Here is a 22,543-nt window from a genome sequence, read left to right as displayed (position 1 = left end):
AAACAATATACAAAAATAACAGCAATAGCAAATTCTGGGTTTAATGTTTAAATAAAACCCAGCAACCTAATACAAGGCTATATTTGCTTTGATCTGCTTTTGGCGAAGCCAGTTAGTTACTGACTTATTCAGTCTCTAAAGGCTTGTCTAAAGGTACATTGTACAGACGCAGCGCCTCTTTCATCACATTATGAAATACTGGTGCTGCGGTTAAACCGGCATAAATCTGACCGCGTGGATCTTCGATTAAGATCACTCCTACTAGCTTTGGGTTAGAAGCTGGAGCCATACCAGCAAAGACGTTACGGTACTGATCAGTATAATAACCACCATCAGGATTAATACGTCGTGAAGTACCTGTTTTGCCCGCTACTCGATAACCATCAATAGCCGCTGCTTTTGCTGTACCGCCTATTTCAGTAACCGCCTCTAGCATTTTTACGATATCCATCGCTTGTTCACGTTCCATAATACGTTTACTAGGCAATGGGGTAGTATTTTTGCTCAAGGTTAGCGGGTGCATTACTCCACCTGAAGCCAAAGCGGCATAGGCTTGGGCTACTTGTGCCAAAGTTACTTGCAGGCCATAACCATAACTGACAGTAGCACGGCGAGCGATTTCTTTTTCTTTTGGCGTAGTCACTAAACCAGCGCCTTCCCCTGGAAACTGTAGTGGGGTCTTTGAACCAAAGCCAAATTGATGCTGCATATTAGTGATGGCATCTGCAGGTAAAGATAAAGCTATTTTAGTAGAGGCCACGTTACTTGATTTTTGCAATAAGGTAGCCATGTTTATGGTACCCAAATTGTTATGATCGCGGATCGTGTAGCCTGGGACTCGGATGGAGCCAGGGTTAGTATCAATAAGAGAGCCGGCCGTATATTTACCTGAGTCCAAAGCCGCAGCAACGGTAAAGGGCTTCATTACTGAACCGGGTTCAAAGACATCGAGTAACGCTCGGTTACGCTGATTCTCGCCAGTCATCTCGTTGAGGTTGTTAGAGTTAAATGATGGCCATGTCGACAAAGCTAATACCTCGCCAGTCTGCACGTCCACTATCATGCCGGTCGACCAACGGGCTTGTTGCAAGCGTCCAGCTTTTTCTAGCTCTTTGTACAGCAAATATTGTAGACGCGAATCGATAGTCAAAGCTACATCTTGTCCCGGTACTTCGGGCTCAATTTGCTTCAGCTCTCTTAAGCTGTTTTGTTTGGCATCTTTTAGGATCAATACCTTGCCATCCTTACCAGCTAGCATGCTGTCGTATTGACGCTCAATACCTGCTCTACCCTCATAACCGCCTTCAGGGTCATCAACATTTTGCCCCATAAAGCCTAACAGCTGCGAATTGGGTTGTGGCTGTGGGTAATAACGCTGGAAGAAGTTCTTCTCGTATACTCCAGGGAAGTCAAGGCTAGTAACGCTCTGCGCAATTTCAGGAGTGACTTTATTGAGTAGCGGTAAATAATGCGAACCTGCACCTGAGGGTAACGCTGCTTTTACCGCCGCAGCGTCGGTCGCATCAACGCTAGCATCAATAGCAGCCGACTTTTTCAGCTGTTCTAATGGAATATTAGCAGCGACCGCTAGGGGTGTTAAATCCATATTATCTAGACGCTTTTGCATGCGGGCTTGCATCTGCGGATGATCGTTATTTTCAATGATAATGCGTTTTAGCTCATAGTACTCTTGTGCATAATCATGCGGGCTAAAAGAGACAGTAGCTAAAGGGGCGCTAACCGCTAGTGGCAAATTATTACGATCAGTAATCATACCTCGGTAGGACTTTTGCGTACGCACACTAGTAATCAGCTCATTACCTTTATCTTGATAAAACTGAGCGTTAGCGACTTGCAAATAATAGGCACGGCCTACTAGCGCAACTAAGACAAATAGCGCAATGCCCCAGATAGTGCGAAAACGGTTTTTATCACTCTCAAAACCACCACGTGACGAGGCACCAGACGCTTTATTAAAAGCGATTTTCTTACGGTTCTTAACACTAGTATAAGCGCCCGCTGTACTATCATTTTTTAGACGGCTGTTTAGTTTAGCAGAGCGATTTTTTAAGTTAGTTTTAGCAGTGCTTTTGGAGGCCGAGGCTTTATTTCCAGTGCTATTATCAGCTTTAGCACTACTAGCGCGGCGCAAAGGTTTGATGACTTTGCCAGCGGTAGCTTTGCTGCTAGATGCTTTGCCAGTTTTGGGTGTTTTATCACTCATTGAGCGACCTCCGCTACTGCAGCATCATCAGTAGTACTAGCTTTTATGCTTGCATCTGCAGGAGCACTCGCTTTAGGTTCAGCCGTTGCTACTGGAGCACCTAACTGGATAATGAGCTTATCTTTAAGGGTTGGGGTGTACATATTAAGTTCGGAAACCGCACGACTAGCAATCTGTGGCGTCGCACTAAAGGTTTGCTGTTCAATGAGCAAGCGCTGATGCTCAACTTGTAGTTTGCGTTGTTGCTTTTTCATATCTTGCAAGGTTTTATAATCCTGATGATATTGTTGAATCCCTTCGGCAGTTTTGATACCGCTCCAGACGATGCTTGTTGCCAATAATAGCAGCAACACTACATAAATACTGACCACGTTAAAGCGCTGCGCGAATATTTCGCCGACATCAGTTGTTGCCGCTGCAGCGGCCTTGTGTTGGTTGCTAGGTTTACCCGATAGTGCCATGACGATCTCAAAAAAGTGAACTTAAATATAAAAAATTATTGTGAATGTCTATAACAATTATTGTTATAGACATTCACAGTAATAAAAATGTCAGTCATCACATCGATGATAAAGAGTATTTATATCTATACAATTTACCTTCATTGTTAATAACAATTTCATAACCATAACTGAGTAAAATCTAAAACCAACCCGCTCAAAGCCTAGCAGCCAATATTTACAGCTTTTTAACAGTAGCGTAGTCATTCATAATCAATCACTACCTAATTACTAATCACTAGCTGACTATTACTCACTACCCTTTGCTAGTTACTGCTTATCTTCTGTAGGATTGGCGACGGTATCAGTACGAGTAGCTGCACGTAACCAAGCACTGCGCGAACGCGGATTAGCAGCCACTTCAGCTTTACTGGGGCCAACACGTCTTGGCTTACTAAAATAACGGGGGCGATCAGGCCTTATGGGTAATTGCTCATCCTCGGGATACTGACCTTTACTATGACGCTGCAAAAACTGCTTAATACGGCGATCTTCAAGCGAATGAAAACTAATCACTGCCAGCTGTCCACCCGCTTTGACCACTTCAATACTTTGTTGCAAAAAGCTATCAACATCACCAAGCTCGTTGTTAATGAATATCCGCATCGCCTGAAAGCTTTGAGTCGCTGGGTGCTTACCACGCTGCCAGTTAGGATGCGCCACTTTTATGGTCTCAGCCAGCGCCAAGGTAGAAGTATAACTGTCCATCTCCTTGATCGCACGCGCAATACGGCGACTGTGACGCTCTTCACCGAATTCAAAAAGCACATTGGCTAAAGTCTCATCATCGACATCTGCTAGCCATGCTGAAACTGGCTGACCACGGCTCGTGTCCATGCGCATGTCGACTTCGCCATCACGCATAAAGCTAAAGCCACGACTACCATCATCAATTTGTGGTGAGGATACGCCTAAATCGGCCATTAGCCCATCCACCTGACTGATACCCATAGCGGCTAAGCTAGTCGTTAGGCTGGCAAAACTATCGTGAATAACCGTTACTCGGCTATCCTCGCTCGCCAACGCTTGCGCCACGCTAATAGCGGTCGGGTCTTTGTCAAAGACAATCAGCCGCGCATCGTCTGCCAGTTGGCTCAATAACAATCGACTATGACCACCACGGCCAAAAGTTGCATCGACGTAAATACCAGTAGCTTGCAGACTGTCTTCGGGTAAAGACTTAATCCCTAATACTGCCGCTACAGCTTCTGATAATAATACTGCATCATGGTTAAAGCTTAATTCATCGGGCGTTACTGTATTAGTCGACGGCAAATTATCCAGCGCAGCGATATCAGCTGTCGGTGCAGTAATCGTGGTCGACGAGTCCAAGACATCAGTGGCTGATGAAGGAGGTAACTTAGGGTCTAGCTGAGACTTAGATAATGACACAAATAACTCAATAAATGACGACCAATGAGGCCATTAATAGTAAAAATTAGATAGAAATAAATGGCTTAAGAATTGCCTAGTGTTATTATCGCAAGGATACACTGGTAGTCAAGCGCCATCTATTGTTTTCGAAAAAAATATTATATCTGTCTGTTATACTAGAGCGATATTTTACGCTATTCGCTTGCTGCAATAAAATTCTTTCAGCGATATTCTTTTATTTATAATAATACATCTGAGGCCATCATGACCCAAGCTAATCCTACTGCCAACTCCAACCGCCCTGTACGTACCCGAATTGCTCCTTCTCCTACTGGCTTTCCGCATGTCGGCACCGCTTATATTGCGCTATTTAACTTAGCCTTTGCTAAAGCTCATGGCGGCGAGTTTATTCTACGTATTGAAGATACTGACCAAGTTCGCTCTACTGAGCAGTCTGAACAAATGATTTTGGACGCTCTGCGTTGGGTAGGTCTTGATTGGGCGGAAGGCCCTGATGTTGGTGGGCCACATGCACCATATCGTCAGAGCGAGCGTGCCGATATCTATAAACAACATGCCCAGCAGCTGCTTGATAACGATCATGCTTTCCGTTGTTTTTGTACTAGTGAAGAGCTTGATGTGATGCGTAGCGAGCAAATGGCTAGAGGTGAGTCGCCCCGCTATGACGGTCGTTATGCTGATTTGTCACGTGCAGAATCTGATCAGATGGTAAGCGATGGCAAGCCGTTTGTAATCCGTATGCGGGTTCCGAGCGAAGGGGTTTGTAAAGTTGACGATATGCTACGGGGTACTGTTGAAATCCCTTGGGCACAAGTCGATATGCAAGTGCTACTAAAGACTGACGGCTTACCTACTTACCATTTAGCTAACGTCGTCGATGACCATTTAATGGAAATCAGCCATGTCATGCGTGGTGAAGAGTGGCTAAACTCTGCGCCAAAGCATCAGCTGCTGTATGAATACTTTGGGTGGGAGATGCCAGTACTCTGCCACATGCCGTTGTTACGTAACCCTGATAAGTCAAAATTGTCAAAGCGTAAAAACCCAACCTCTATCACTTACTATCGTGATGCTGGGGTATTACCTGAAGCTTTGCTAAACTACCTCGGCCGTATGGGTTACTCAATGCCGAATGAAGCTGAGAAATTCAGTTTAGAAGAAATGATAGCCAGCTTCGATATTCAACGTGTTTCGCTTGGCGGCCCTATCTTCGATACCGAAAAACTTAATTGGCTCAATGCTGAGTGGCTACGGGCGCTAACGCCAGAGGAGCTGAAGAACAGAATCCTTGATTGGGCTAATAATAGCGACAAACTTACTGCTATGGCAGCTGCTATTCAACCTCGTATTGAGCTGCTTTCTGATGCTGTCAATTGGGGTGGCTTCTACTTCCAAAACTTGCCGGCGATCAAAGCTGAAGACTTTAGCCATAAGACGCTCTCCGATGAGCAAGTTATAGAATTGCTACAGCTAGCAATATGGCAGCTTGAAGCCTTGCCTACTTGGTCTGAAGACAATATCTACGCTACTATCAAAGGCCTCTCGGCAGCGCTAGATATCAAAATGCGTGACTTTATCGCTCCGTTCTTTATCGCTATTGCTGGTAGCACCTCATCGACTCCAGTGATGAACTCTATGTGGATCATTGGTGCTGATATGACATTAATACGTCTGCGTCATGCAGTCGATATTCTTGGCGGCTTAGGCAAGAAGAAGCTAAAGAAATTAGAAAAAACAGCTGCAGACTTGCCTGATTTTTTGGCAGCAGAATAGCTTTAATTATCAGTTAACAACATAGTTAATTGAAGACATAGTTAATTAAAAAGAGGGGTCATGTTAATACTGACCCCTTTTTACGTTAATCCCAGCATTTGAATGCTCATACCGATTCTTTATTTAATATCTCAATTGGAAATAAATATGGCCGCTAAAACCGTCACGATAGAAAGCAAAGATTATGTTTTTTCAACCCAAAAAGAAGCACAAAGATATTATTATTCGATTGTAAAAGAGCTTTATGACACTAACATTATCCTTGCTAATGGGCAGGATTTTGAAGACTTAAAGTGGATATACAGTTGTTATTGCGAGTACACTAATTATAAGTTAGACAGATTAAGCAATACTAAGATCACTGGTTTTAAAGGGATAAAAAGCATTCGACAAATGGGTGGTCAATACGTTTCCACTGAATGCTGTGCGGTTATTTTTTCTGATGGTACTGAAGAAGAGTTCTCTACTGATAAAGCTATTAAAGAGATCACTAGCAAACAAAACCCACGTTAAGTTAAACTCATAATGTAAATAAAATAGCTTTAAGTGATTTTTTGGCCTACATACTCAACTGTATTTAAAATAAGCCATAAGCAATAAATGTTTGCTTTAGCCTAATATTTAGACCCTAAAAGGTAACGCATGTCATATTCAGCAGCTATAGACCCTAATCAAGTAGGACAGTACGAGGAAGCTGCTGATTCGGGCGGTGGTTATTTCTTTGACCAAGTCTTAGAGTATCGAGTTTGGTGCTGTGCTAATAGCAGTACAAAAGTGATAGATACTGATGACTATAAGCAAAATAACGCTAGCAATAGCAATCACCATGCTTATTACCGTGCCTTTGCCACCTATCAGCGAGCTTTAGCGTTCGCTGCTAGTACTCAAAACGCAGAGACACCCGTGGCCTTAGTCAGACAGCTTGAATGGGTCGATCAGCCCTCACGAGGGGTCTACATCCACCACAAGGGCGAGAGAATCACAGAATGGCAAGCTGAGTGGTTGGCTAGAGGTACAAGAGAAGCTAACGATATCCCTGATTTCCTCCAAAAGCATACTCAAGCTAAATAGTCATACCGTAATCCATGCCTTTAAGACGATAGCAAAACTTGCTTATTGGGATAGAGGAGTAACCATTAGATAATTTTTTTGCTAAAAAATGCACTGAGCTTACTAATAATTGCTAATAACACTGAAATAGCGAGAGCATACGGTCTATTTCATAACAGAATCTTGCCAAGGCACTATTAAATGAATTATTAATTGCTAATGAGAGATTTTAGACTCAGATCATTAGTCTAGATGGCCACATTGATGATTAGCTAAACACTGCAAATGTTGCAAGATGATAGATATTGGTTATCGACTATGGCTAAAATCCAGCCTTATGCTGTAGTTAAGCTACTGAAAACTGCTTTCTTTACTTTTATTTCACTATTTATCAATTAATCTTCAAATAGGTGTTGACAACATCTCTATGATTCCCTAAAATACGCACACTCTTAGCGAGGGGCTATAGCTCAGTTGGTAGAGCACTTGCATGGCATGCAAGGGGTCAACGGTTCGACTCCGTTTAGCTCCACCATCTATTTATCTTAGTCTTGACTATATAAATATCGCTAGTAGGACAGTATCAGCACCTAGGCAAGGCTTTTTCTATTCATAGATAAGCACTCTGATATTGTGAAGTACCGTTATAGCATTATTGAAAAATAGCAGCTATAACACTCTATGCGTCCCCATCGTCTAGAGGCCTAGGACACCGCCCTTTCACGGCGGTAACGGGGGTTCGAATCCCCCTGGGGACGCCACTATTCGGCGTCACTTATTAGCACTTTTGCTTAGAGCTGTTTTCTTAGCATCAGATTAGACTAATAAGTAGCACTTCTAAAAAGCCCAATCACTATCCAGTGTTTGGGCTTTTTTTTGGCTGTTTATTTATCAGTGCTAACTAGCTTCAATCATAGTATTGTTACTAGCTGATAATCGTAACCGTGCAAGCTTAGACGATGCCAAAAACATGATGCACACTATTTGGCTGTTGCAAATGGCTTATGATGTTGCTGTCACTAGAAAAGTTATCATCGAACCACCTAATCGAGACCAGCTGTTAGTAATCAAGTCAGGTACTATCAATTACGATTCCCTACTCATTCAAGCCTAGCTATTAAATTAGCAAATTGAAGCGGCATTCAACAGTAGCTCTTTGTCTGCTGAGCCCAATAAAGCAGCAAGGTTATCTGCATTGACTGCAACCAGAAACCATCTTTATTGCCGTTAAAAATCTTAGAGTTTCGATAGTTCTAACAAAGGCTCATTCACCTATATTGTGGATGAGGTTTGTTATTAGCAATGTCACAAGTTTTTCGGAGTTTGAGTGAGATAATTTAAAATTATAAATATCAACTAGTTAACTGATTTAACTCAGTTTCAACACAACTTTACATTACCTCTAATTTGTCACACAAACTTACTGCTGTATACACAAAACTAGTGTTTCTCTACTTAACAGTGTTATTAATAATTCATCTTCTTGACTATTATGAGCGAATATTCGCAAAGCAGACTATTGCTATGAGTATGCTGAAAGGAATGAATTAAAATAATCATATCAACGTATGCAAATAATATAGGAATACACCCCTATCATTTCATACTATCTATATAACACTGAGGAACACCTATGATACAAACTTACTCACCACAGCGCCGCCCGTCATGGCGCGGTGTACTTGCTGGTCTGGTAATGGGCTTGATAGTGGTTATGGCAATGATTGCCTTAGCTTTAGTTCTAAGCTCATTTTTACCTTTTGATTTAAAGGGCAGTAGTATTGCTGGTGGTATTTATGCTGCAATTACTGCTTTAGTTAGCGCTTTTGTAGCAGGTTATTTTGCTATCAAATTCTCAGCGCCAGAAGCTCTATTCGGTGATGGTACTGATATCGATCCAAAAGATGCTAGCTTAACAGGCATGCTTACTGCTGCCTTAATAATATTGCTAACTACTTTCTTTGCTATGAGTAGCGCTACTAGTATCTTAGCTACGGCTGGTAATGCAGTAGGTAGCACTGTGAGTACGGTTGCTAAGACTGCAGGTGGCGTAGTAGCCGCTGGTACATCAGCCGCTGGTACTGCAGCCGTTGCAGCACCTGATAGTACTGTAGAAAAAGTACAACAGTCAGCGCAAGACGTTTACCAAAAAGTATCTGGTAATATTAGCAAAGAAGATATCAATGCTTTGGTTGCTAAAAACACTCAGAACTTGAATGAGAAGCAAATTGCAGCAACGACTAATGTATTAGACGATATGCTGAACAAGACTAAGAACGAAGTTAAAGAGATGGACTTCACTAGTATCGATACTTGGCGTAACATTGATGACTATGCTAAAAATCGTATGGCATCAATCGAAGCTACGCTAAAAGGTCCTGAATTAGTGAACCGTCTGCAAGCTGAAGGCCTAACTGAAACGCAAGCAACTGAAGTTCGTACTGAAGTTCAACAGTCATTCACTGAATACAAAGTTAAAACTGAGCAGTATGTTGCTGAAGCTCAGCAAACTCTAGATGACGGCTTACAACAAGCTGAAGAGGTTGCTCGTAAAGCAGCTTTATATAGTGGTCTATTTTGGTTAATTAGTGCTTTACTTACTTTTATCGCCGCTACTATGGGTGCCAAAAGTGCAGCTGCTAACTATCGTTTAGCTAAACCAATCATAACTTATGGTGATAACATTCGTTAAGCTGTAGTAAAAAACTTAATATCAGAAGCTCATATTAATTAGATTACTTATGTTAGAACGCGATTAATTAGAATCAAACCATCTAAAAAGCCTGATCATAATGATCGGGCTTTTTCTATTATCTTAAGCTAAATTACGACTTAGCCAAACTGTTAAAAGATAAGTTAAGTGACAGATAAGTACCAATCAATATCACTACTGAACCAATAATAGCCCCAATATCTAGCGCTTCACCAAGTAGAAAATAACCTAAGACAATGGCAAAAATAGGAATCACTAACGTAATGCTAGTGGCGCGCATCGGGCCAATACTTTTAATAAGCTGGTTCATGAATACCAGCGCAATTGCGGTAGAAAATACGCCAATACAAATCACTGAACCCCACGCTTTTAAGCTAATATTTTGCCCATAGGGAAAGTTATAAATAGCTACGGGTAGCATTACTAAGCTGGCAATAATTAATGACCCTGCGGTGATAGCTACTGGCGAGACATCTTCTAAGTAATTTCTCGTGACATTGGCTCCTACTGCGTAGCCTACTGCACCTAATAAAGCATAGCCCATCGGTAGCAGTTTTGAGCCTAAACCATTTGCTCCTTGCTCAGCAAATAGATTCTCACTCATCAAAATAACCACACCTATAACCCCAATAACTAACCCTAATATTTGCTTTTTAGCCAGCTTCTCATTAAAAAAAGTACTAGCAATAAAGCCGCTCATCATCGGTACAGCAGCATTGAGTACCGCTAATACCCCTGCATTCACTGACCGGGCTGAAAAAGAGAACAGCATAAAAGGAATAGCCGCAGAGAATAGACCTACAATGGTAAGTACCTTCCACTTTTCCCGGATACCTATTCGATCTTTTGGACTCAGTAATAAAAACACTACCATCACAAGCCCTGCAAATATCACTCGTAGACTGGCAAAGGCCAACGAGCCAAGCTCAGGGACACCTATCCGATAAAATATAAAGGATATCGACCACATAAAGGATAAAGTTAAAAATATAATCAGGTCGCGTCTGCTCATTGCTCACTCAACTTAGACAGTTAGCACGATAGCTGTTTGGCTGTTATCTGCTAGTTTATAGAAATACGATGATGATAACGTTTTAACCGCTATTGAGGTGTTGTTATTTATGTATAGAGAGACAGTCGTTACGCTGATCAATGATTGAATTTAATCGAAGTATTGATGCTGGCATCCAGCCTAATTGTTTGATCTACTAACACTATTAAATAGCTGACAAGAACACTAGGTTTAAGCTATTCATTTAGATGGTCACTTTAAAAAGGGCTTAGAAATATTTAGCTACTTTAGTTACATTAATGACTCTAGCCACGTTAGTATTTCCCCCCTCTGCTAGCGGCATTTTTAAAAAACCAAGTATTTATCAGCATTGATTTATAGCAGTATTACTGTCAAGTGCTTACTTTATTACAAATTTATAGCGAGGTTTGTATGAATAAAATTTTAGTGATAACGATGGGATTGCTTCTATCTAGCCAAGTATGCGCCGATTCAGCTTTTGATCAAGGCTTAGCTAGGATAAATGCTGTTGAGGCCAATTACGTTTATAAAGACATGACTTTGGTTAACGATTTCTTTAAAACTGCAGAAGATAACTTCGCTAGTACCTTACCAATTAAAGTCAATATTTTAGTTGAAAACACGGCTGTAGTGACTACCCCTTTTTATAGTCGATTTGATTACCGTCTAACGCTCGCCTTACCTGCCGATGAATTAGCAGAAATGAAACAATGGCTATCCTCAACCGACAACCTAAAGAATTTATGTATAAAATCCTTTTATCCTGCTAAGTATATGCAAGCAAATAACCATAAACTGGTTTATTCTTATCGTGATATAGACGACAAAGCTATTGCAGATGTGACTTTAACTACAGAAACTTGTGAAAAGGCGCTTAGTACTACTAGTTAAATCTTGTTAGCCTTTACTAGCTAAAGCAGTGCTTTTTACAAAAACAGTTTCAAATAGCAAAATTATAATACCTCCGACTAGATAGCACCCTAAATCTTCTATGCTAAAAGTATTGCCTAATAGCGTATAGGCCACACTTCCTTGTTTAAAACCGAGTAACTCTGCCAGTTTAGAATACTGGCTAAACTCGATGCTAAAGGCAAATATAAGGGTAAACAAAACCAATAACTGCTTATTTAGCTTAACAACAGTCATTAGGGCACTATATATCAGCATGATGACTAAAATATCACCAAAATAACCTCTCACCCATCCAGTGCTATAGTTAGCTATCGCTATTTCGAGCAAAAATAGAACTATAGCTGACAGCAAATAGCCAACATGCAAACGAAATCTAGGTATTTTTGACAAGGCTGTTGCTCCGCAGATGGCCATTAATGTGCCCTAAGCGTAACAAAGAAATCATGGATTTATCATAGAGTATCGAAGGATTATTTACTAAGATACGGTTTAAAACTATTAAAAATAGTTTAATAAATGCCAGTAGAATAAGCACTTTAATCAGCACAACCATCGACACAAGTAAGCAATAATAGGAGTTCACAATGAACGATGAAACTAAGAAAAGACTTACAATATTACTTGAAGAGTTACTCACCACTGCAAACTCAGAGTCAAGGCAAGAAGAAATAAATGCTGAAGTAAGCAAGCTATCTCCCGACCCTTTTTGGAGTGACTATATCTTTTGGAGTAACGACTATTTAAATGACAACGAAAATGAAGACGAGAACGAAGACGAAAATAAAAAGGTCAGCTTAAATTATGACAAGTTCTTTAAGAAGATTGCTGAGTACCCAAATTCTTCTGAGTATAAAACCAAGACTCTAATTATAAAGCTAGTTGAACAGCTGATCGCTAGAGATTTTTCCAACACTAGTGAGGTTGATATAGTAAATGAGATTAATGAGCTGTCTCCCGATATCAATTGGATGAATTATGTTTTTGCTGATAAGTCCTGCATAAATGGTGACGGCAGTCTTGATAAAGAAAAATTTTTAAATAAGATCTTTAATGAGAGCTGGAACGAGAATTTTCGATGAGAATAAAAGCTGAATGTTTAAATACCATTCAATAGTAATGTGTAGGGTGCACCCCGCGCACCGAAATGTTCAAAAAATCATTTATTGTTACAAACTATAGTTATTGCATAGTAAGTTGTTGGGGGTCGCAATCTCCGCCCAACCTACTCAGTAATGGATACTTTCGCCCCTATCAGGTATACAGAGACAAGCAAAAGGGCGATTAGCTACCCCTTAAAGCCAACCAGTAAAGGTCATGCCATAAAAAAGCCCAATCCCCTACTTTGACTGGGACTGGGACTGGGCTTTCTATCATACTAAGCTGAATTGACTATTACGCCGCGTTTTTACTTTCAGCAGCTAACTGACGTAGCACATAGTGCAACACGCCGCCATGACGGACGTATTCGCGCTCTTTTGGCGTCTGTAGCATGACGTTGACATCAAAGCTCTCAGTCGAACCATCAGCACGAGTGGCAATAACTTTTGCCGTCTTGCTCTCGCCATTATTTAGACCAGTAATGCTAAGCACTTCTGAACCATCAAGGTTGTGAGTTGCTGCATTCTCGCCTTCTTTAAAGGTCAAGGGCAACACACCCATACCGACTAAGTTTGAACGGTGAATACGCTCGAACGAGCTAGTCAATACTGCTTTTACGCCTAGTAGAATAGTTCCTTTGGCTGCCCAATCACGACTAGAGCCAGAGCCATATTCTGCTCCGCCAAGCACTACCAGCGGACGCTTATCTTGTTTATACTTCATCGCTGCATCATAGATGGCCATCTCTTGACCATCTTGTAACGTAGCTTTATCACCACTGAAATAATAAGTATAACCGCCCTCTTTACCACCCATCATAGTATTTTTAATACGGATGTTGGCGAAGGTGCCGCGAGTCATGACCGCATCGTTACCACGGCGTGAGCCATAGCTATTGAAGTCGGCTTGTAGCACACCGCGCTCTTGCAAGTATTTGCCAGCAGGCGATTCCGGATTGATATTGCCAGCAGGTGAGATGTGGTCAGTAGTGATTGAGTCACCAAATAGACCTAAAATACGGGCGCCTTCGATATCTAGGATGCCTTCTGGCTCCATAGTCATTCCATCAAAGAACGGCGGGTTTTTAATATAGGTTGACTCCTCGCTCCACGGATATAACTGACTATCAGCTGAACTAATAGCATTCCATGCTTCACTACCATCAAAGACTTCACCATAGTTTTTGCGGAACATATCAGCATCGATATTATTGGCAATCAGCTCATTAATCTCGCTCGATGTCGGCCAGATATCTTTTAAGAATACGTCATTGCCTTGTTGATCTTGCCCTAGAGGCTGCTTCGTCAAGTCAATATCAACAGTACCTGCCAGCGCATAAGCTACCACTAAAGGCGGCGAGGCTAAGTAGCTTGCCTTGACATGCGAGTGAATGCGACCTTCAAAGTTACGGTTACCTGAGAGCACTGCAGCGGCTACTAAGTCCTTGTCTTCGATACCTTTTTCGATACTTTCAAGTAAAGGCCCTGAGTTACCGATACAAGTGGTACAACCGTAGCCAACTAAGTAGAAGCCAGTTTTTTCTAACTCTTCCATCAGCTTACTCTTTTCTAAGTAGTCAGTGACGACTTTAGAACCGGGAGCTAATGAGGTCTTAACCCAAGGCTTGGCTTTTAAGCCTTTTGCAGCCGCTTTTTTAGCGACTAAGCCTGCGCCGATCATTACCGCAGGGTTTGAGGTATTAGTACAAGAGGTGATAGCGGCAATAACGACAGAACCATCACGTAACTTGTGGCTTTCCTCATTGATATTGATATCAGAGTATACATTTGGCTTAGCATAGAGTCTTTCAGCCTGCTCTTGCTCACCGCCCTCTTCATCAAAACGCTCTTTGCCTTTAATTTCCGATTTACGATCTTTAGTCATTTTCGCTAAAGTTTCACCAAATTTTTCGTGCATATCAGACAGATTAATACGCTGCTGTGGCAGATTAGGCCCAGCAAGCGCTGGCTGAACACAAGATAAATCTAGCTCTAGCTTACTTGAGTAGGTCGCAGATGGTGTATCGGCATCATGCCATAAACCTTGCGCTTTAGCATATTTCTCAACCAGCTCAATCTGGGCTTCTTCACGACCTGATAAGCGTAAATAATCAATCGCCATTTTGTCAATTGGAAAAATCCCGCACGTTGCGCCATACTCTGGTGCCATATTGGCAATGGTGGCTCGATCGGCAAGCGGCATACTATGTAAGCCTTCACCATAAAACTCGACAAACTTGCCAACCACGCCATGAGCCCGTAGCATCTCAACCACGCGTAGTACCAAATCTGTAGCAGTGACACCTTCATTGAGCTTGCCTGTCAGCTCAAAACCAACCACTTGTGGAATAAGCATCGATGACGGTTGACCAAGCATAGCGGCTTCAGCTTCAATACCGCCTACGCCCCAACCGAGTACACCGATACCATTAATCATAGTGGTATGACTATCAGTGCCAAATACCGTATCAGGATAAGCGGTTAGCTCACCATCGATATCAACAGCCATCACTACGCGGGCCAGATATTCAAGGTTTACTTGATGCACGATACCAGTCGCTGGTGGTACGACCACGAAGTTTTCAAAAGCGTTCTTACCCCAATGCAAAAACTCATAACGCTCATTATTCCGTTTAAATTCGATTTTCTCGTTTAGATCTAACGCGTCTTCACGGCCATAGGCGTCAACTTGTACTGAGTGGTCAACCACCAGCTCACTAGGGATAAACGGGTTAATTTGCTCGGCCTTGCCGCCAAGCTCAACTATCGCATCACGCATAGCCGCTAAATCGACAACAGAAGGCACGCCTGTAAAATCCTGCAACACTACACGTGCAGGCATAAAGGCAATCTCTTTTGAGGCTTCAGCACCAGCATCCCAATTAGCAACGGCTTCAATATGATCTTTGCCGACAGATTGACCACCATCTTCATTACGCAATAGATTCTCTAGTACGATTTTCATGCAAAATGGCAGTTTATTAATGTTCTCATGGGTTTTAGCCAAGGCAGGCAAGCTATAGTAGGCATGTTCCTTGCCCTTGACCGAAAGGGTATCTTTTACGTTGAAAATATCACTCATGGTAGCTTCCTTATCTACATTATAGTTTCTAACTTTTAGAATCTAGGGCATAGATTATTATGAATTTATTGTTATGACAGGTGGCTATATATTTACGACATCCTACTATTGCAGTTTATATCTTTATTTAATAAGCTGGTTAAAATAACTTACTACTGAAAGGGTAATGATTTACAGTAACTGCCTTTTACTATAACAATTAACCTCGCTGTTGTTAACCCTAGATAAGTAGTGAATAGTAACAAAATAGCAAATAAAACAGTTGTTTAACAGGGCTAATTATCTTGTTTTAACGAGGATTCCGACGGCCACTACGAAACACGTAATTATCGTCATAAAAGCTAGGGTCAGCATTATCTGCCCAAAAATGCGGGATACCCAAAATAGGTAAAGGGGCAAGCTGACGTGGGGTAACGGCCTGTTGTGATAGGAGTTCATCCATCTTATCTGCTAAATATTGATCTAGACAGGCTAAGCGCTCGGCTAGTGGCAAAGCAAAGAACTCAGGCTCAACGTGGATAACCGTACTATGCGCACATAAAGCCTTGCGCGGCTGTATCAACTGCTCTAGTAAAGCGTGACCAAAGATATAGACCGCGGCCTTTGCCTGAGGTTTTGCTTGATAAGGATGATCAAAATCATCACGTGGCGTCACTAAGCTGCCCTGCCAATCAAAATCGATTAGAGCCTCGCCAATACTAGGGTTAGCAGTGACTAATACAGCGCCATTCTCATCGAAGACGGTGATAGTGTCACGCACTCGCCCACGACTATCGCCATTCCCCTGCTTAGCAATCTCATCCATATGATAATAATTAAGCAGTGCCTTTGTCTTAGGGAAAGTCAGCCAAATGCTGCCATTAAATAAATCATGCAAATTATTGCGAGTTGGAATGTTGCCCGTAGTGGCAATAAAATATTCATAACCTCCCCCTTCTGGCAGTGCATCTTGAGCGACAAACTTTAACAGGTGCGCTTGCTGGCCTGTACTAGGCTTAGTCTGTGCAGGCTGATTTTGCTCATTTTTTAGGCGCTGCAACAGTGCCGTGTTTAATAGTTCTGCAAGAATAGTATCACTCTGAGTTGCTGGTTGTTTACCAGACCCTTGGTCATTATCTTTTGACTCACTGAGCTGTTTTACTTGCTGGCTCAAATAATTTAGTTCGCTGAGATGGCACAACCAAGGTGCCTGCCAGTCAATAGCAGCAAAGCTTTTATCTAAGCTTAGGGGGCTAGGGGTCATTGTGTCAGGTGTTAGTTTAGATAGCGTTTTAGGCGACCCTACAGATGAAAAGGTAGTGCTAGTCATGATAACGATCTCTATTAGATATAAGCCTTAGTTATGCCAACTTATTATGCACATTGGATTAAATTTGGCGGTTAAGCTCATGGTATCATAAGGCGCTTTTTTAGCAGCAGATTACCCCCTATTTATAGCAATAGCAGAGTACCTTTTATTTATGGCCAATTTTAACACTCACCTTAATGTCGCATTTGCCGTTAGTGGTATCACCGCTTTGACTATCTATAAGACAGGATTGATAGATGATTCGGGGTTTTTGCTGTGCGTAGCCTTAGGTACTGCTGGCGGTCTATTACCCGATCTAGATTCAGATCACTCTACCCCGATCAAGCTTGGCTTTAACTTAGCCTCATTTATATTTGCTTTTGGCTTAGTGATGCACTGGCGCAGCGACCTTAGCTTACTAGCGCTGATGGCGTTATGGTTAGCAGGCTATGGTTTTATGCGCTATGTGGTATTTCATGTTTTCACTACTATGACTGTACATCGTGGCGTCATCCATTCAGTGCCCTACATGGCTATATTAGGCTTAGGGTTCACTTATATAAGTTATTATGTAATGCACAATCCGCTCACAGCCAGCTGGTTTTATGGGTTGTTTTTATTCGGTGGTGCTCTTGTGCATCTGAGCTTAGATGAGCTGTATAGTGTTAACCTATCAGGCATGCGCATGAAGCGCTCATCGGGTACTGCAATGAAGTTTTATCAGCATAAAGACCGTTGGTGGTACTTGCTTTTATATGCTCTACTGGCTGTATTGGTATATTTTGCTCCGCCCTTTGAGACATTTTTACAGCAAGTAAGTGATCCAGCACCTTGGGCACAGCTTAGAGTAGATATGCTGCCAGCTATGATGGAGGACCTACTTAAGTAAACCTGCGCCATCAGTACACTTTATCAACCGAACTTTATTAGCTAAATATCATTAGCTAAACTTTATCAACTAATCAGTAGAGCCAAGCGTATATGCCACTATGCCCCTGCCGAGTCTCGCCTTCATTGAGTTTCTTGACTACGCCGATAGCGTATAGCGACTGCTGTCAGCCTTATCACGATGCTGTTGACGAGAATAACAGCGATGACCCTAATACCGTCAAAGCGGATAGCGCTGAGCGCTTAATGCGTACTCGCTACAGTGCTTTTGTATTACAAAAGGCGGATTATATTGTCAAGACTACAGTGCCCGCCCAGCAGACATTACTCGATATCAAGGATATTGAATCATGGGCGCAGGAGACCGATTGGGCAGGATTAGAGATCGTTAAACATTTACCAAAACTTGGCAAAGGTCATGCACAAGTTGAGTTCAAAGCTTATTACAATAGCGCAGAAGGCATCAAAGCACATCATGAGTTATCGAGCTTTGTGAGAATAGATGAGCGTTGGTACTTTTTAGATCCGACGGTTGCTATGACCATTAGTCAAAAGCAGCCGTGTCTTTGTGGATCGGGGGAGAAGTTTAAGCGTTGTTGTGGTGGGTATTTACCCTAAACACTCGCCCCAACTGCCCGGGCAATAGCAATCCCTTCGTCTATGGTTAAGAACTTACGCTGGCTTGGACTGTCTTTATATAAAATATCACCATCCCGAAAGATTAGGCACTCATTGACCGCTAATTGTTGCCATTTTTCGTTTTTGGTTAGCGGCACAGTGACTAGAATAGTGACTTTATCTTTATCCGTGGTCACTTCACCAAAATTGATAGATATCTCGTCATCAGCCAACTCCGCATCACCAAATGGTGCTTGGCGCGTGAGATAAAACAATAAACTGCCAGCATAAGCCAACTGCCAAGAGCCGTTAGAGATCAAGCAATTAAACAAGCCGTTAGCAGATAAATAACGACATTGAGTGGTTAAAAAGTTAAATAGCGTTTGATCATCAGGACGGCTTTTAAAGCTGCTTTTTAAGCGGTTAATCAAATAACAAAACGCCATTTCAGAATCGGTTGAACCGACAGGCTGACAATGTGAAGCATTGCCGTTATCCTGCAAGCGCTGACAGCGTTTTATAAATTCTCTATTCATCTGACCGTTGTGAGCAAATACCCACTGCTCGCCCCATACTTCACGCACGAAAGGATGAGTATTGGCTAAGCAGTTTTGCCCTTGAGTAGCCTTACGGATATGTGCGATGACATTCATAGCTTTGATCGGGTAACTATTGATTAAGTCAGCAACAGGTGATTCATGGCTAGGACGATTGTCATGAAATAAGCGTAGTCCGGTTGATGCATTATCTGTGCCGTCAGCTTTACTACAGTCACTGCGCTCAAAAAAGGCAATACCAAACCCATCTTCGTGGCTATCAGTCATACCGCCACGGCGACGAAAACCTGCAAAGCTAAACCCTATATCAGTTGGAACGTTACAGTTCATGCCTAAGAGTTGACACATTTAAAGAGTACCGCCTTTGTTAGTTGGAGCGCTAGGATCACTCGTTATTTGGTTTGATGGATTGTCTGAGACAATACCTAATTCTGCATCGCTCATTTCGGCGAGTAAACTGGCGCCATCAACACCCTCATTATTAACACCGTTTAGGATACGCTGGGCTTGAGCAAAATCTGTATTCTCTACCCATAACACCATGCCAGAGTTCATACCTGGAATAGCGCTAAGCGGCTGTAAAGAGACCGTAATACCATTGTTACGTAGCAGATTAGCGTGCAGCTCACCTTGCATATTAGTGTCATAACGCGCCAGTTTGTGCCAGTTATCAGCTTGGTTGCTCATAAGGTCATCCTTAGGGTCTAGGCTATTAGTTTTTGTAACCTTAGTCGCCAATAAATCAGAAAATCTATAAGTAGCTAAGGTCTTGATAATGGATAAGGTCAATGCGCAATAGGCCTGTACAAAATAGTAAGAGATAAACTAGGGTTAGTTCTATTATCCGCCAAATCCTGTAGACCAATTAATTTGACCAAGCGGATAACTATCGATATGAAAGCCATTAGGATAATCTTTAAAACCAGGTTGAGCTTGTAGCTGTTTAATCGCTACTTGAGCTTGTTGCTTAGTGGTGAAAACACCGATTAATTTCAAATCTTCGACATCATTTGTGCGATTATCATCTTTATAAACCGCATGCTCAAGTACATATACTATATCTTGAGATTTTTCGACATGTGACCAATGATAAGCGGCAAGGCGTTTCATTAAGTCAGGGTTTTTGACCATAATATTATCGCCAGTACGCCCTTCAGTCCGGTTGTAATGAATAACGTTTAGGCGCAATAACCAAAATATCACCGCCGCTTTGGCTAGCATCACTGGTAACGCGCGCTGCTCATCACTAGCCAGAATTCTTTTTGACTGATAACCATCTAAGAAAGCTTTCATTTTACTACGATCAAAATTAACTGACTCTCCTTGCTCGGCATCACCCCAAGTAGTGCAAAAGTCATTAATAGTGATGGCAATATCCATTACATAATGATCAACACTGACCTCAGTAAAATCGAGCAAACCAGTCAGTTTAGCATTAGCTTGTTGTCCGTTGCTAAGCTTTAAATCCCAAAGGGTGTTATCAGCGAACATATCGAGATGACATAGACCTTTAGGCAAAGTGGCCAGCGGCAAGTCAGTATAGGATTGCCAAATATCGCGCATTAATTTGGCTTCATCACCCGGCATAAACTGGATCTCGCGGTCACGTACTTGCGCCCACGGATATAATGCAACGCCATAATCCTCACTAGGCTGCAACGCTTGCAGGGTTTCATGCAGCAATGCCAAAGCTGCCCCGATCTCATGGCACATCGCCTGAGTAGTTTGCTTAGGATGTTCGCCAGCCAAACACGGCACTAGAGTTATGGCTTTGTTTTGGTAATGAATGACATAGCGTTGATCGTCGCTCGCATCATTACTATTAGCATCATTAACATTAGCATCTGCTGCATTAAGCAACGCTAGCGGGGCAGCAACGGGTAATTTACCAACAAGCTGATTGAGTATCACCGCCATTTTTTCGATATCTGTTGCTGGACGCTCTTCAAATAAGGTAAAGACGTAAGAGTGCTCACCATCGCTATCGTCCGTCGTTTGAATAAACCAGTTAGAGTTTTTGATCCCTTGAGTAATGGGAATCGCTCGGGCAAAAGACACCCCGAAGCTTTGACAAAAGGTTGAAAATTGCTCATTGGTTAACTGGGTATAGACGGACATGGGCGCTCTCGTAAAAAATGAATGAATAGGAAATTATGATCAATAAAAGTTTAATAGCTAAAATTTAGATGACAATAGTGACAATAAAGGTATCTATAAGCAAACATTAAATAGCAGGGTAGAAATTTGGCGAAATTGTGCTGAATGTAGTAATGATTTTACTATATTGATTTTAGAATAATAGCTCAATGCTTATGGCAGGGTGCTGCTGTCGTGAACGGCTATTGTATAATGCTATTCATCAAACAAAAACCGACTATAGCCATTTTATTTTAATAGCGACTTTATCTGAATGGACACTTGGTGTTAATAGCCAATTTGTCACAGTCATAGTCAAGAAACGTATAGGCTATGCCCTTTTGGCGATCTGCAAGCCTTTTTCAATCGATAAATAAATCGGCTGTTTAGGGATATCTTGATGGGCGATTCTACCCTCTGCAAAAATCGCGCACTCATTGACTGCTAGCTGCTGCCAATCTTCATTAGCAGTCAACGGTATAGTCGCTAATACGGTTATAACATCATCAGGGTCATTGACTTGCTGAAAATCAATACTGATATCAGCATCAACTAAAGTAGCTAGACCAAAAGGCGCTTGGCGCGTGACATAAAACAATAAAGTGTTAGCATAACTTAATAACCAGTCGCCATTTGATAATAGACAGTTAAATAGACCATAATCAGCCAAAAAGCGACATTGCTCAGTTAAAAAGCCAAAAAGGGTTTTATCATCAGGCTTATGCTCAAAATTATCTTTGAGCTGATTAAGTAAATAACAAAAGGCAAATTCTGAATCAGTGTCGCCTACTGGACAATAATAATGAGACACTCCTTGCCTGATAGGGTCGCTGTCAGTCGCCTGTTCAATAGTCATCTTACCATTATGAGAAAACGCCCAAGACTCGCCCCATATCTCACGTACAAAAGGATGGGCATTGCGCAGTAAGCTATCATCAGATTTACGTAAGTGCACTATAGTATTGAGCGCTTTAATCTTAGCGTTAGCTACTAATTCTGCAATTGGTGAGTCCATAGCTGCACGATCATCACAGTAGATGCGCAACCCTGTAGGCTCAAAATAGGCCACACCAAAGCCATCAACATGATCATCAGTTAAGCCACCACGACGGCGAAATCCACTAAAAGAAAAACCAATATCTGCAGGATTTTTACTATTAACCCCAAGCAGTTGACACATAAATACCCTTAGCATTTGTTTTGTAAAAAAGTAACGAGTATCATAGCATTTTATATTATTTACCTTTGTATTCTTCTACTATCCAATAGGCGGTTTC

Annotated in this window: 20 protein-coding genes and 2 tRNA genes; 11 read left to right on the top strand and 11 right to left on the bottom strand. The window is 41.9% G+C overall.

All coding sequences use genetic code 11. The annotated features are described in order from the left end of the window. Positions 1-124: 124 nt before the first annotated feature. From KPY62_RS09100 to rsmH, 3 genes are all read right to left on the bottom strand, one after another. Complete coding sequence (locus tag KPY62_RS09100) at positions 125-2,224, bottom strand: peptidoglycan D,D-transpeptidase FtsI family protein (RefSeq protein ID WP_216581717.1); 2,100 nt, start codon at positions 2,222-2,224, stop codon at positions 125-127. Beyond that, positions 2,221-2,685 (bottom strand): cell division protein FtsL, encoded by a 465-nt coding sequence (locus KPY62_RS09095; protein WP_216581716.1) that lies wholly within the window; start codon positions 2,683-2,685, stop codon positions 2,221-2,223. The genes KPY62_RS09100 and KPY62_RS09095 overlap by 4 nt, the downstream gene beginning before the upstream one ends. Before the next feature lie 309 nt (positions 2,686-2,994). Continuing rightward, positions 2,995-3,999, bottom strand: coding sequence for a 16S rRNA (cytosine(1402)-N(4))-methyltransferase RsmH (rsmH, locus tag KPY62_RS09090; RefSeq protein WP_416384063.1), 1,005 nt, complete (start codon positions 3,997-3,999; stop codon positions 2,995-2,997). 363 nt (positions 4,000-4,362) lie between these two features. Between rsmH and gltX the strand changes: the two genes are divergently transcribed. From gltX to KPY62_RS09055, 7 genes are all read left to right on the top strand, one after another. Further along, positions 4,363-5,892, top strand: a complete 1,530-nt coding sequence (gene gltX / locus KPY62_RS09085; RefSeq protein ID WP_216581714.1) for a glutamate--tRNA ligase — start codon at positions 4,363-4,365, stop codon at positions 5,890-5,892. 147 nt (positions 5,893-6,039) lie between these two features. After that, entirely contained in the window at positions 6,040-6,405 is a 366-nt protein-coding gene (locus KPY62_RS09080; protein WP_216581712.1) for a hypothetical protein, read from the top strand. A gap of 129 nt (positions 6,406-6,534) precedes the next feature. Then, complete coding sequence (locus KPY62_RS09075) at positions 6,535-6,963, top strand: hypothetical protein (RefSeq protein WP_216581711.1); 429 nt, start codon at positions 6,535-6,537, stop codon at positions 6,961-6,963. A 438-nt stretch (positions 6,964-7,401) separates the two neighbouring features. Continuing rightward, positions 7,402-7,477 (top strand) — tRNA-Ala (locus KPY62_RS09070). A gap of 150 nt (positions 7,478-7,627) precedes the next feature. Continuing rightward, positions 7,628-7,703 (top strand) — tRNA-Glu (locus tag KPY62_RS09065). A 158-nt stretch (positions 7,704-7,861) separates the two neighbouring features. Beyond that, positions 7,862-8,056 (top strand): hypothetical protein, encoded by a 195-nt coding sequence (locus KPY62_RS09060; RefSeq protein WP_216581710.1) that lies wholly within the window; start codon positions 7,862-7,864, stop codon positions 8,054-8,056. Positions 8,057-8,575: 519 nt separating this feature from the next. Next, positions 8,576-9,634: a hypothetical protein gene (locus KPY62_RS09055; protein WP_216581709.1), complete on the top strand. Its 1,059-nt coding sequence runs from the start codon at positions 8,576-8,578 to the stop codon at positions 9,632-9,634. 133 nt (positions 9,635-9,767) lie between these two features. On the opposite strand, the gene KPY62_RS09050 is transcribed toward KPY62_RS09055, so the two are convergent. Then, positions 9,768-10,667, bottom strand: a complete 900-nt coding sequence (locus tag KPY62_RS09050) for a DMT family transporter (RefSeq protein WP_216581708.1) — start codon at positions 10,665-10,667, stop codon at positions 9,768-9,770. 432 nt (positions 10,668-11,099) lie between these two features. Here KPY62_RS09050 and KPY62_RS09045 point away from each other — a divergent pair, with 432 nt between their 5' ends. Continuing rightward, entirely contained in the window at positions 11,100-11,579 is a 480-nt protein-coding gene (locus tag KPY62_RS09045; RefSeq protein WP_216581707.1) for a hypothetical protein, read from the top strand. A 6-nt stretch (positions 11,580-11,585) separates the two neighbouring features. Here KPY62_RS09045 and KPY62_RS14030 read toward each other — a convergent pair whose 3' ends face one another. Next, entirely contained in the window at positions 11,586-12,014 is a 429-nt protein-coding gene (locus tag KPY62_RS14030; protein ID WP_216581705.1) for a DUF2809 domain-containing protein, read from the bottom strand. Between the two features lie 170 nt (positions 12,015-12,184). Between KPY62_RS14030 and KPY62_RS09035 the strand changes: the two genes are divergently transcribed. Then, the gene (locus KPY62_RS09035; protein WP_216581704.1) at positions 12,185-12,679 is read left to right on the top strand and encodes a hypothetical protein; all 495 of its coding nucleotides are present in this window, start codon (positions 12,185-12,187) and stop codon (positions 12,677-12,679) included. Positions 12,680-12,992: 313 nt separating this feature from the next. Here KPY62_RS09035 and acnA read toward each other — a convergent pair whose 3' ends face one another. Then, positions 12,993-15,779 (bottom strand): aconitate hydratase AcnA, encoded by a 2,787-nt coding sequence (gene acnA / locus KPY62_RS09030; protein ID WP_216581703.1) that lies wholly within the window; start codon positions 15,777-15,779, stop codon positions 12,993-12,995. 289 nt (positions 15,780-16,068) lie between these two features. Continuing rightward, complete coding sequence (locus KPY62_RS09025) at positions 16,069-17,088, bottom strand: DUF3025 domain-containing protein (protein WP_216581702.1); 1,020 nt, start codon at positions 17,086-17,088, stop codon at positions 16,069-16,071. Positions 17,089-17,239: 151 nt separating this feature from the next. Here KPY62_RS09025 and KPY62_RS09020 point away from each other — a divergent pair, with 151 nt between their 5' ends. Next, positions 17,240-17,956 (top strand): metal-dependent hydrolase, encoded by a 717-nt coding sequence (locus KPY62_RS09020; RefSeq protein WP_216581701.1) that lies wholly within the window; start codon positions 17,240-17,242, stop codon positions 17,954-17,956. A 92-nt stretch (positions 17,957-18,048) separates the two neighbouring features. After that, positions 18,049-18,573 carry a YchJ family protein gene (locus KPY62_RS09015; protein ID WP_216581700.1) on the top strand — a complete coding sequence of 175 codons (525 nt, stop codon included), beginning with the start codon at positions 18,049-18,051 and terminating at the stop codon, positions 18,571-18,573. On the opposite strand, the gene KPY62_RS09010 is transcribed toward KPY62_RS09015, so the two are convergent. The 4 genes from KPY62_RS09010 to KPY62_RS08995 all read right to left on the bottom strand — a co-directional run bounded on the left by KPY62_RS09010 (position 18,570) and on the right by KPY62_RS08995 (position 22,446). Continuing rightward, positions 18,570-19,478 carry a class II glutamine amidotransferase gene (locus KPY62_RS09010; protein WP_216581699.1) on the bottom strand — a complete coding sequence of 303 codons (909 nt, stop codon included), beginning with the start codon at positions 19,476-19,478 and terminating at the stop codon, positions 18,570-18,572. The genes KPY62_RS09015 and KPY62_RS09010 overlap by 4 nt on opposite strands. Then, entirely contained in the window at positions 19,479-19,817 is a 339-nt protein-coding gene (locus KPY62_RS09005) for a hypothetical protein (RefSeq protein WP_228730633.1), read from the bottom strand. A 153-nt stretch (positions 19,818-19,970) separates the two neighbouring features. Continuing rightward, positions 19,971-21,248: a homoserine kinase gene (locus tag KPY62_RS09000; RefSeq protein WP_216581698.1), complete on the bottom strand. Its 1,278-nt coding sequence runs from the start codon at positions 21,246-21,248 to the stop codon at positions 19,971-19,973. A gap of 349 nt (positions 21,249-21,597) precedes the next feature. After that, positions 21,598-22,446, bottom strand: coding sequence for a class II glutamine amidotransferase (locus KPY62_RS08995; RefSeq protein ID WP_216581697.1), 849 nt, complete (start codon positions 22,444-22,446; stop codon positions 21,598-21,600). Positions 22,447-22,543 lie beyond the last annotated feature (97 nt).

Origin of the sequence: Psychrobacter sp. TAE2020, from assembly GCF_018919485.1 — a bacterium.
GTDB lineage: Bacteria > Pseudomonadota > Gammaproteobacteria > Pseudomonadales > Moraxellaceae > Psychrobacter.
This window is presented reverse-complemented; position numbering and strand designations above follow the sequence as displayed.

Bases quoted from the DNA above. Each gene is read 5' to 3' on its own strand.
- KPY62_RS09075 (WP_216581711.1), top strand. From the start codon at position 6,535: ATGTCATATTCAGCAGCTATAGACCCTAATCAAGTAGGACAGTACGAG.
- KPY62_RS09100 (WP_216581717.1), bottom strand. From the start codon at position 2,224: ATGAGTGATAAAACACCCAAAACTGGCAAAGCATCTAGCAGCAAAGCT.
- KPY62_RS08995 (WP_216581697.1), bottom strand. From the start codon at position 22,446: ATGTGTCAACTGCTTGGGGTTAATAGTAAAAATCCTGCAGATATTGGT.
- KPY62_RS09005 (WP_228730633.1), bottom strand. From the start codon at position 19,817: ATGAGCAACCAAGCTGATAACTGGCACAAACTGGCGCGTTATGACACT.
- acnA (WP_216581703.1), bottom strand. From the start codon at position 15,779: ATGAGTGATATTTTCAACGTAAAAGATACCCTTTCGGTCAAGGGCAAG.
- KPY62_RS09000 (WP_216581698.1), bottom strand. From the start codon at position 21,248: ATGTCCGTCTATACCCAGTTAACCAATGAGCAATTTTCAACCTTTTGT.
- KPY62_RS09055 (WP_216581709.1), top strand. From the start codon at position 8,576: ATGATACAAACTTACTCACCACAGCGCCGCCCGTCATGGCGCGGTGTA.
- KPY62_RS09015 (WP_216581700.1), top strand. From the start codon at position 18,049: ATGCCACTATGCCCCTGCCGAGTCTCGCCTTCATTGAGTTTCTTGACT.
- gltX (WP_216581714.1), top strand. From the start codon at position 4,363: ATGACCCAAGCTAATCCTACTGCCAACTCCAACCGCCCTGTACGTACC.
- KPY62_RS09050 (WP_216581708.1), bottom strand. From the start codon at position 10,667: ATGAGCAGACGCGACCTGATTATATTTTTAACTTTATCCTTTATGTGG.
- KPY62_RS09025 (WP_216581702.1), bottom strand. From the start codon at position 17,088: ATGACTAGCACTACCTTTTCATCTGTAGGGTCGCCTAAAACGCTATCT.
- KPY62_RS09045 (WP_216581707.1), top strand. From the start codon at position 11,100: ATGAATAAAATTTTAGTGATAACGATGGGATTGCTTCTATCTAGCCAA.
- KPY62_RS09020 (WP_216581701.1), top strand. From the start codon at position 17,240: ATGGCCAATTTTAACACTCACCTTAATGTCGCATTTGCCGTTAGTGGT.
- KPY62_RS09095 (WP_216581716.1), bottom strand. From the start codon at position 2,685: ATGGCACTATCGGGTAAACCTAGCAACCAACACAAGGCCGCTGCAGCG.
- KPY62_RS09035 (WP_216581704.1), top strand. From the start codon at position 12,185: ATGAACGATGAAACTAAGAAAAGACTTACAATATTACTTGAAGAGTTA.
- KPY62_RS09010 (WP_216581699.1), bottom strand. From the start codon at position 19,478: ATGTGTCAACTCTTAGGCATGAACTGTAACGTTCCAACTGATATAGGG.
- KPY62_RS09080 (WP_216581712.1), top strand. From the start codon at position 6,040: ATGGCCGCTAAAACCGTCACGATAGAAAGCAAAGATTATGTTTTTTCA.
- KPY62_RS14030 (WP_216581705.1), bottom strand. From the start codon at position 12,014: ATGGCCATCTGCGGAGCAACAGCCTTGTCAAAAATACCTAGATTTCGT.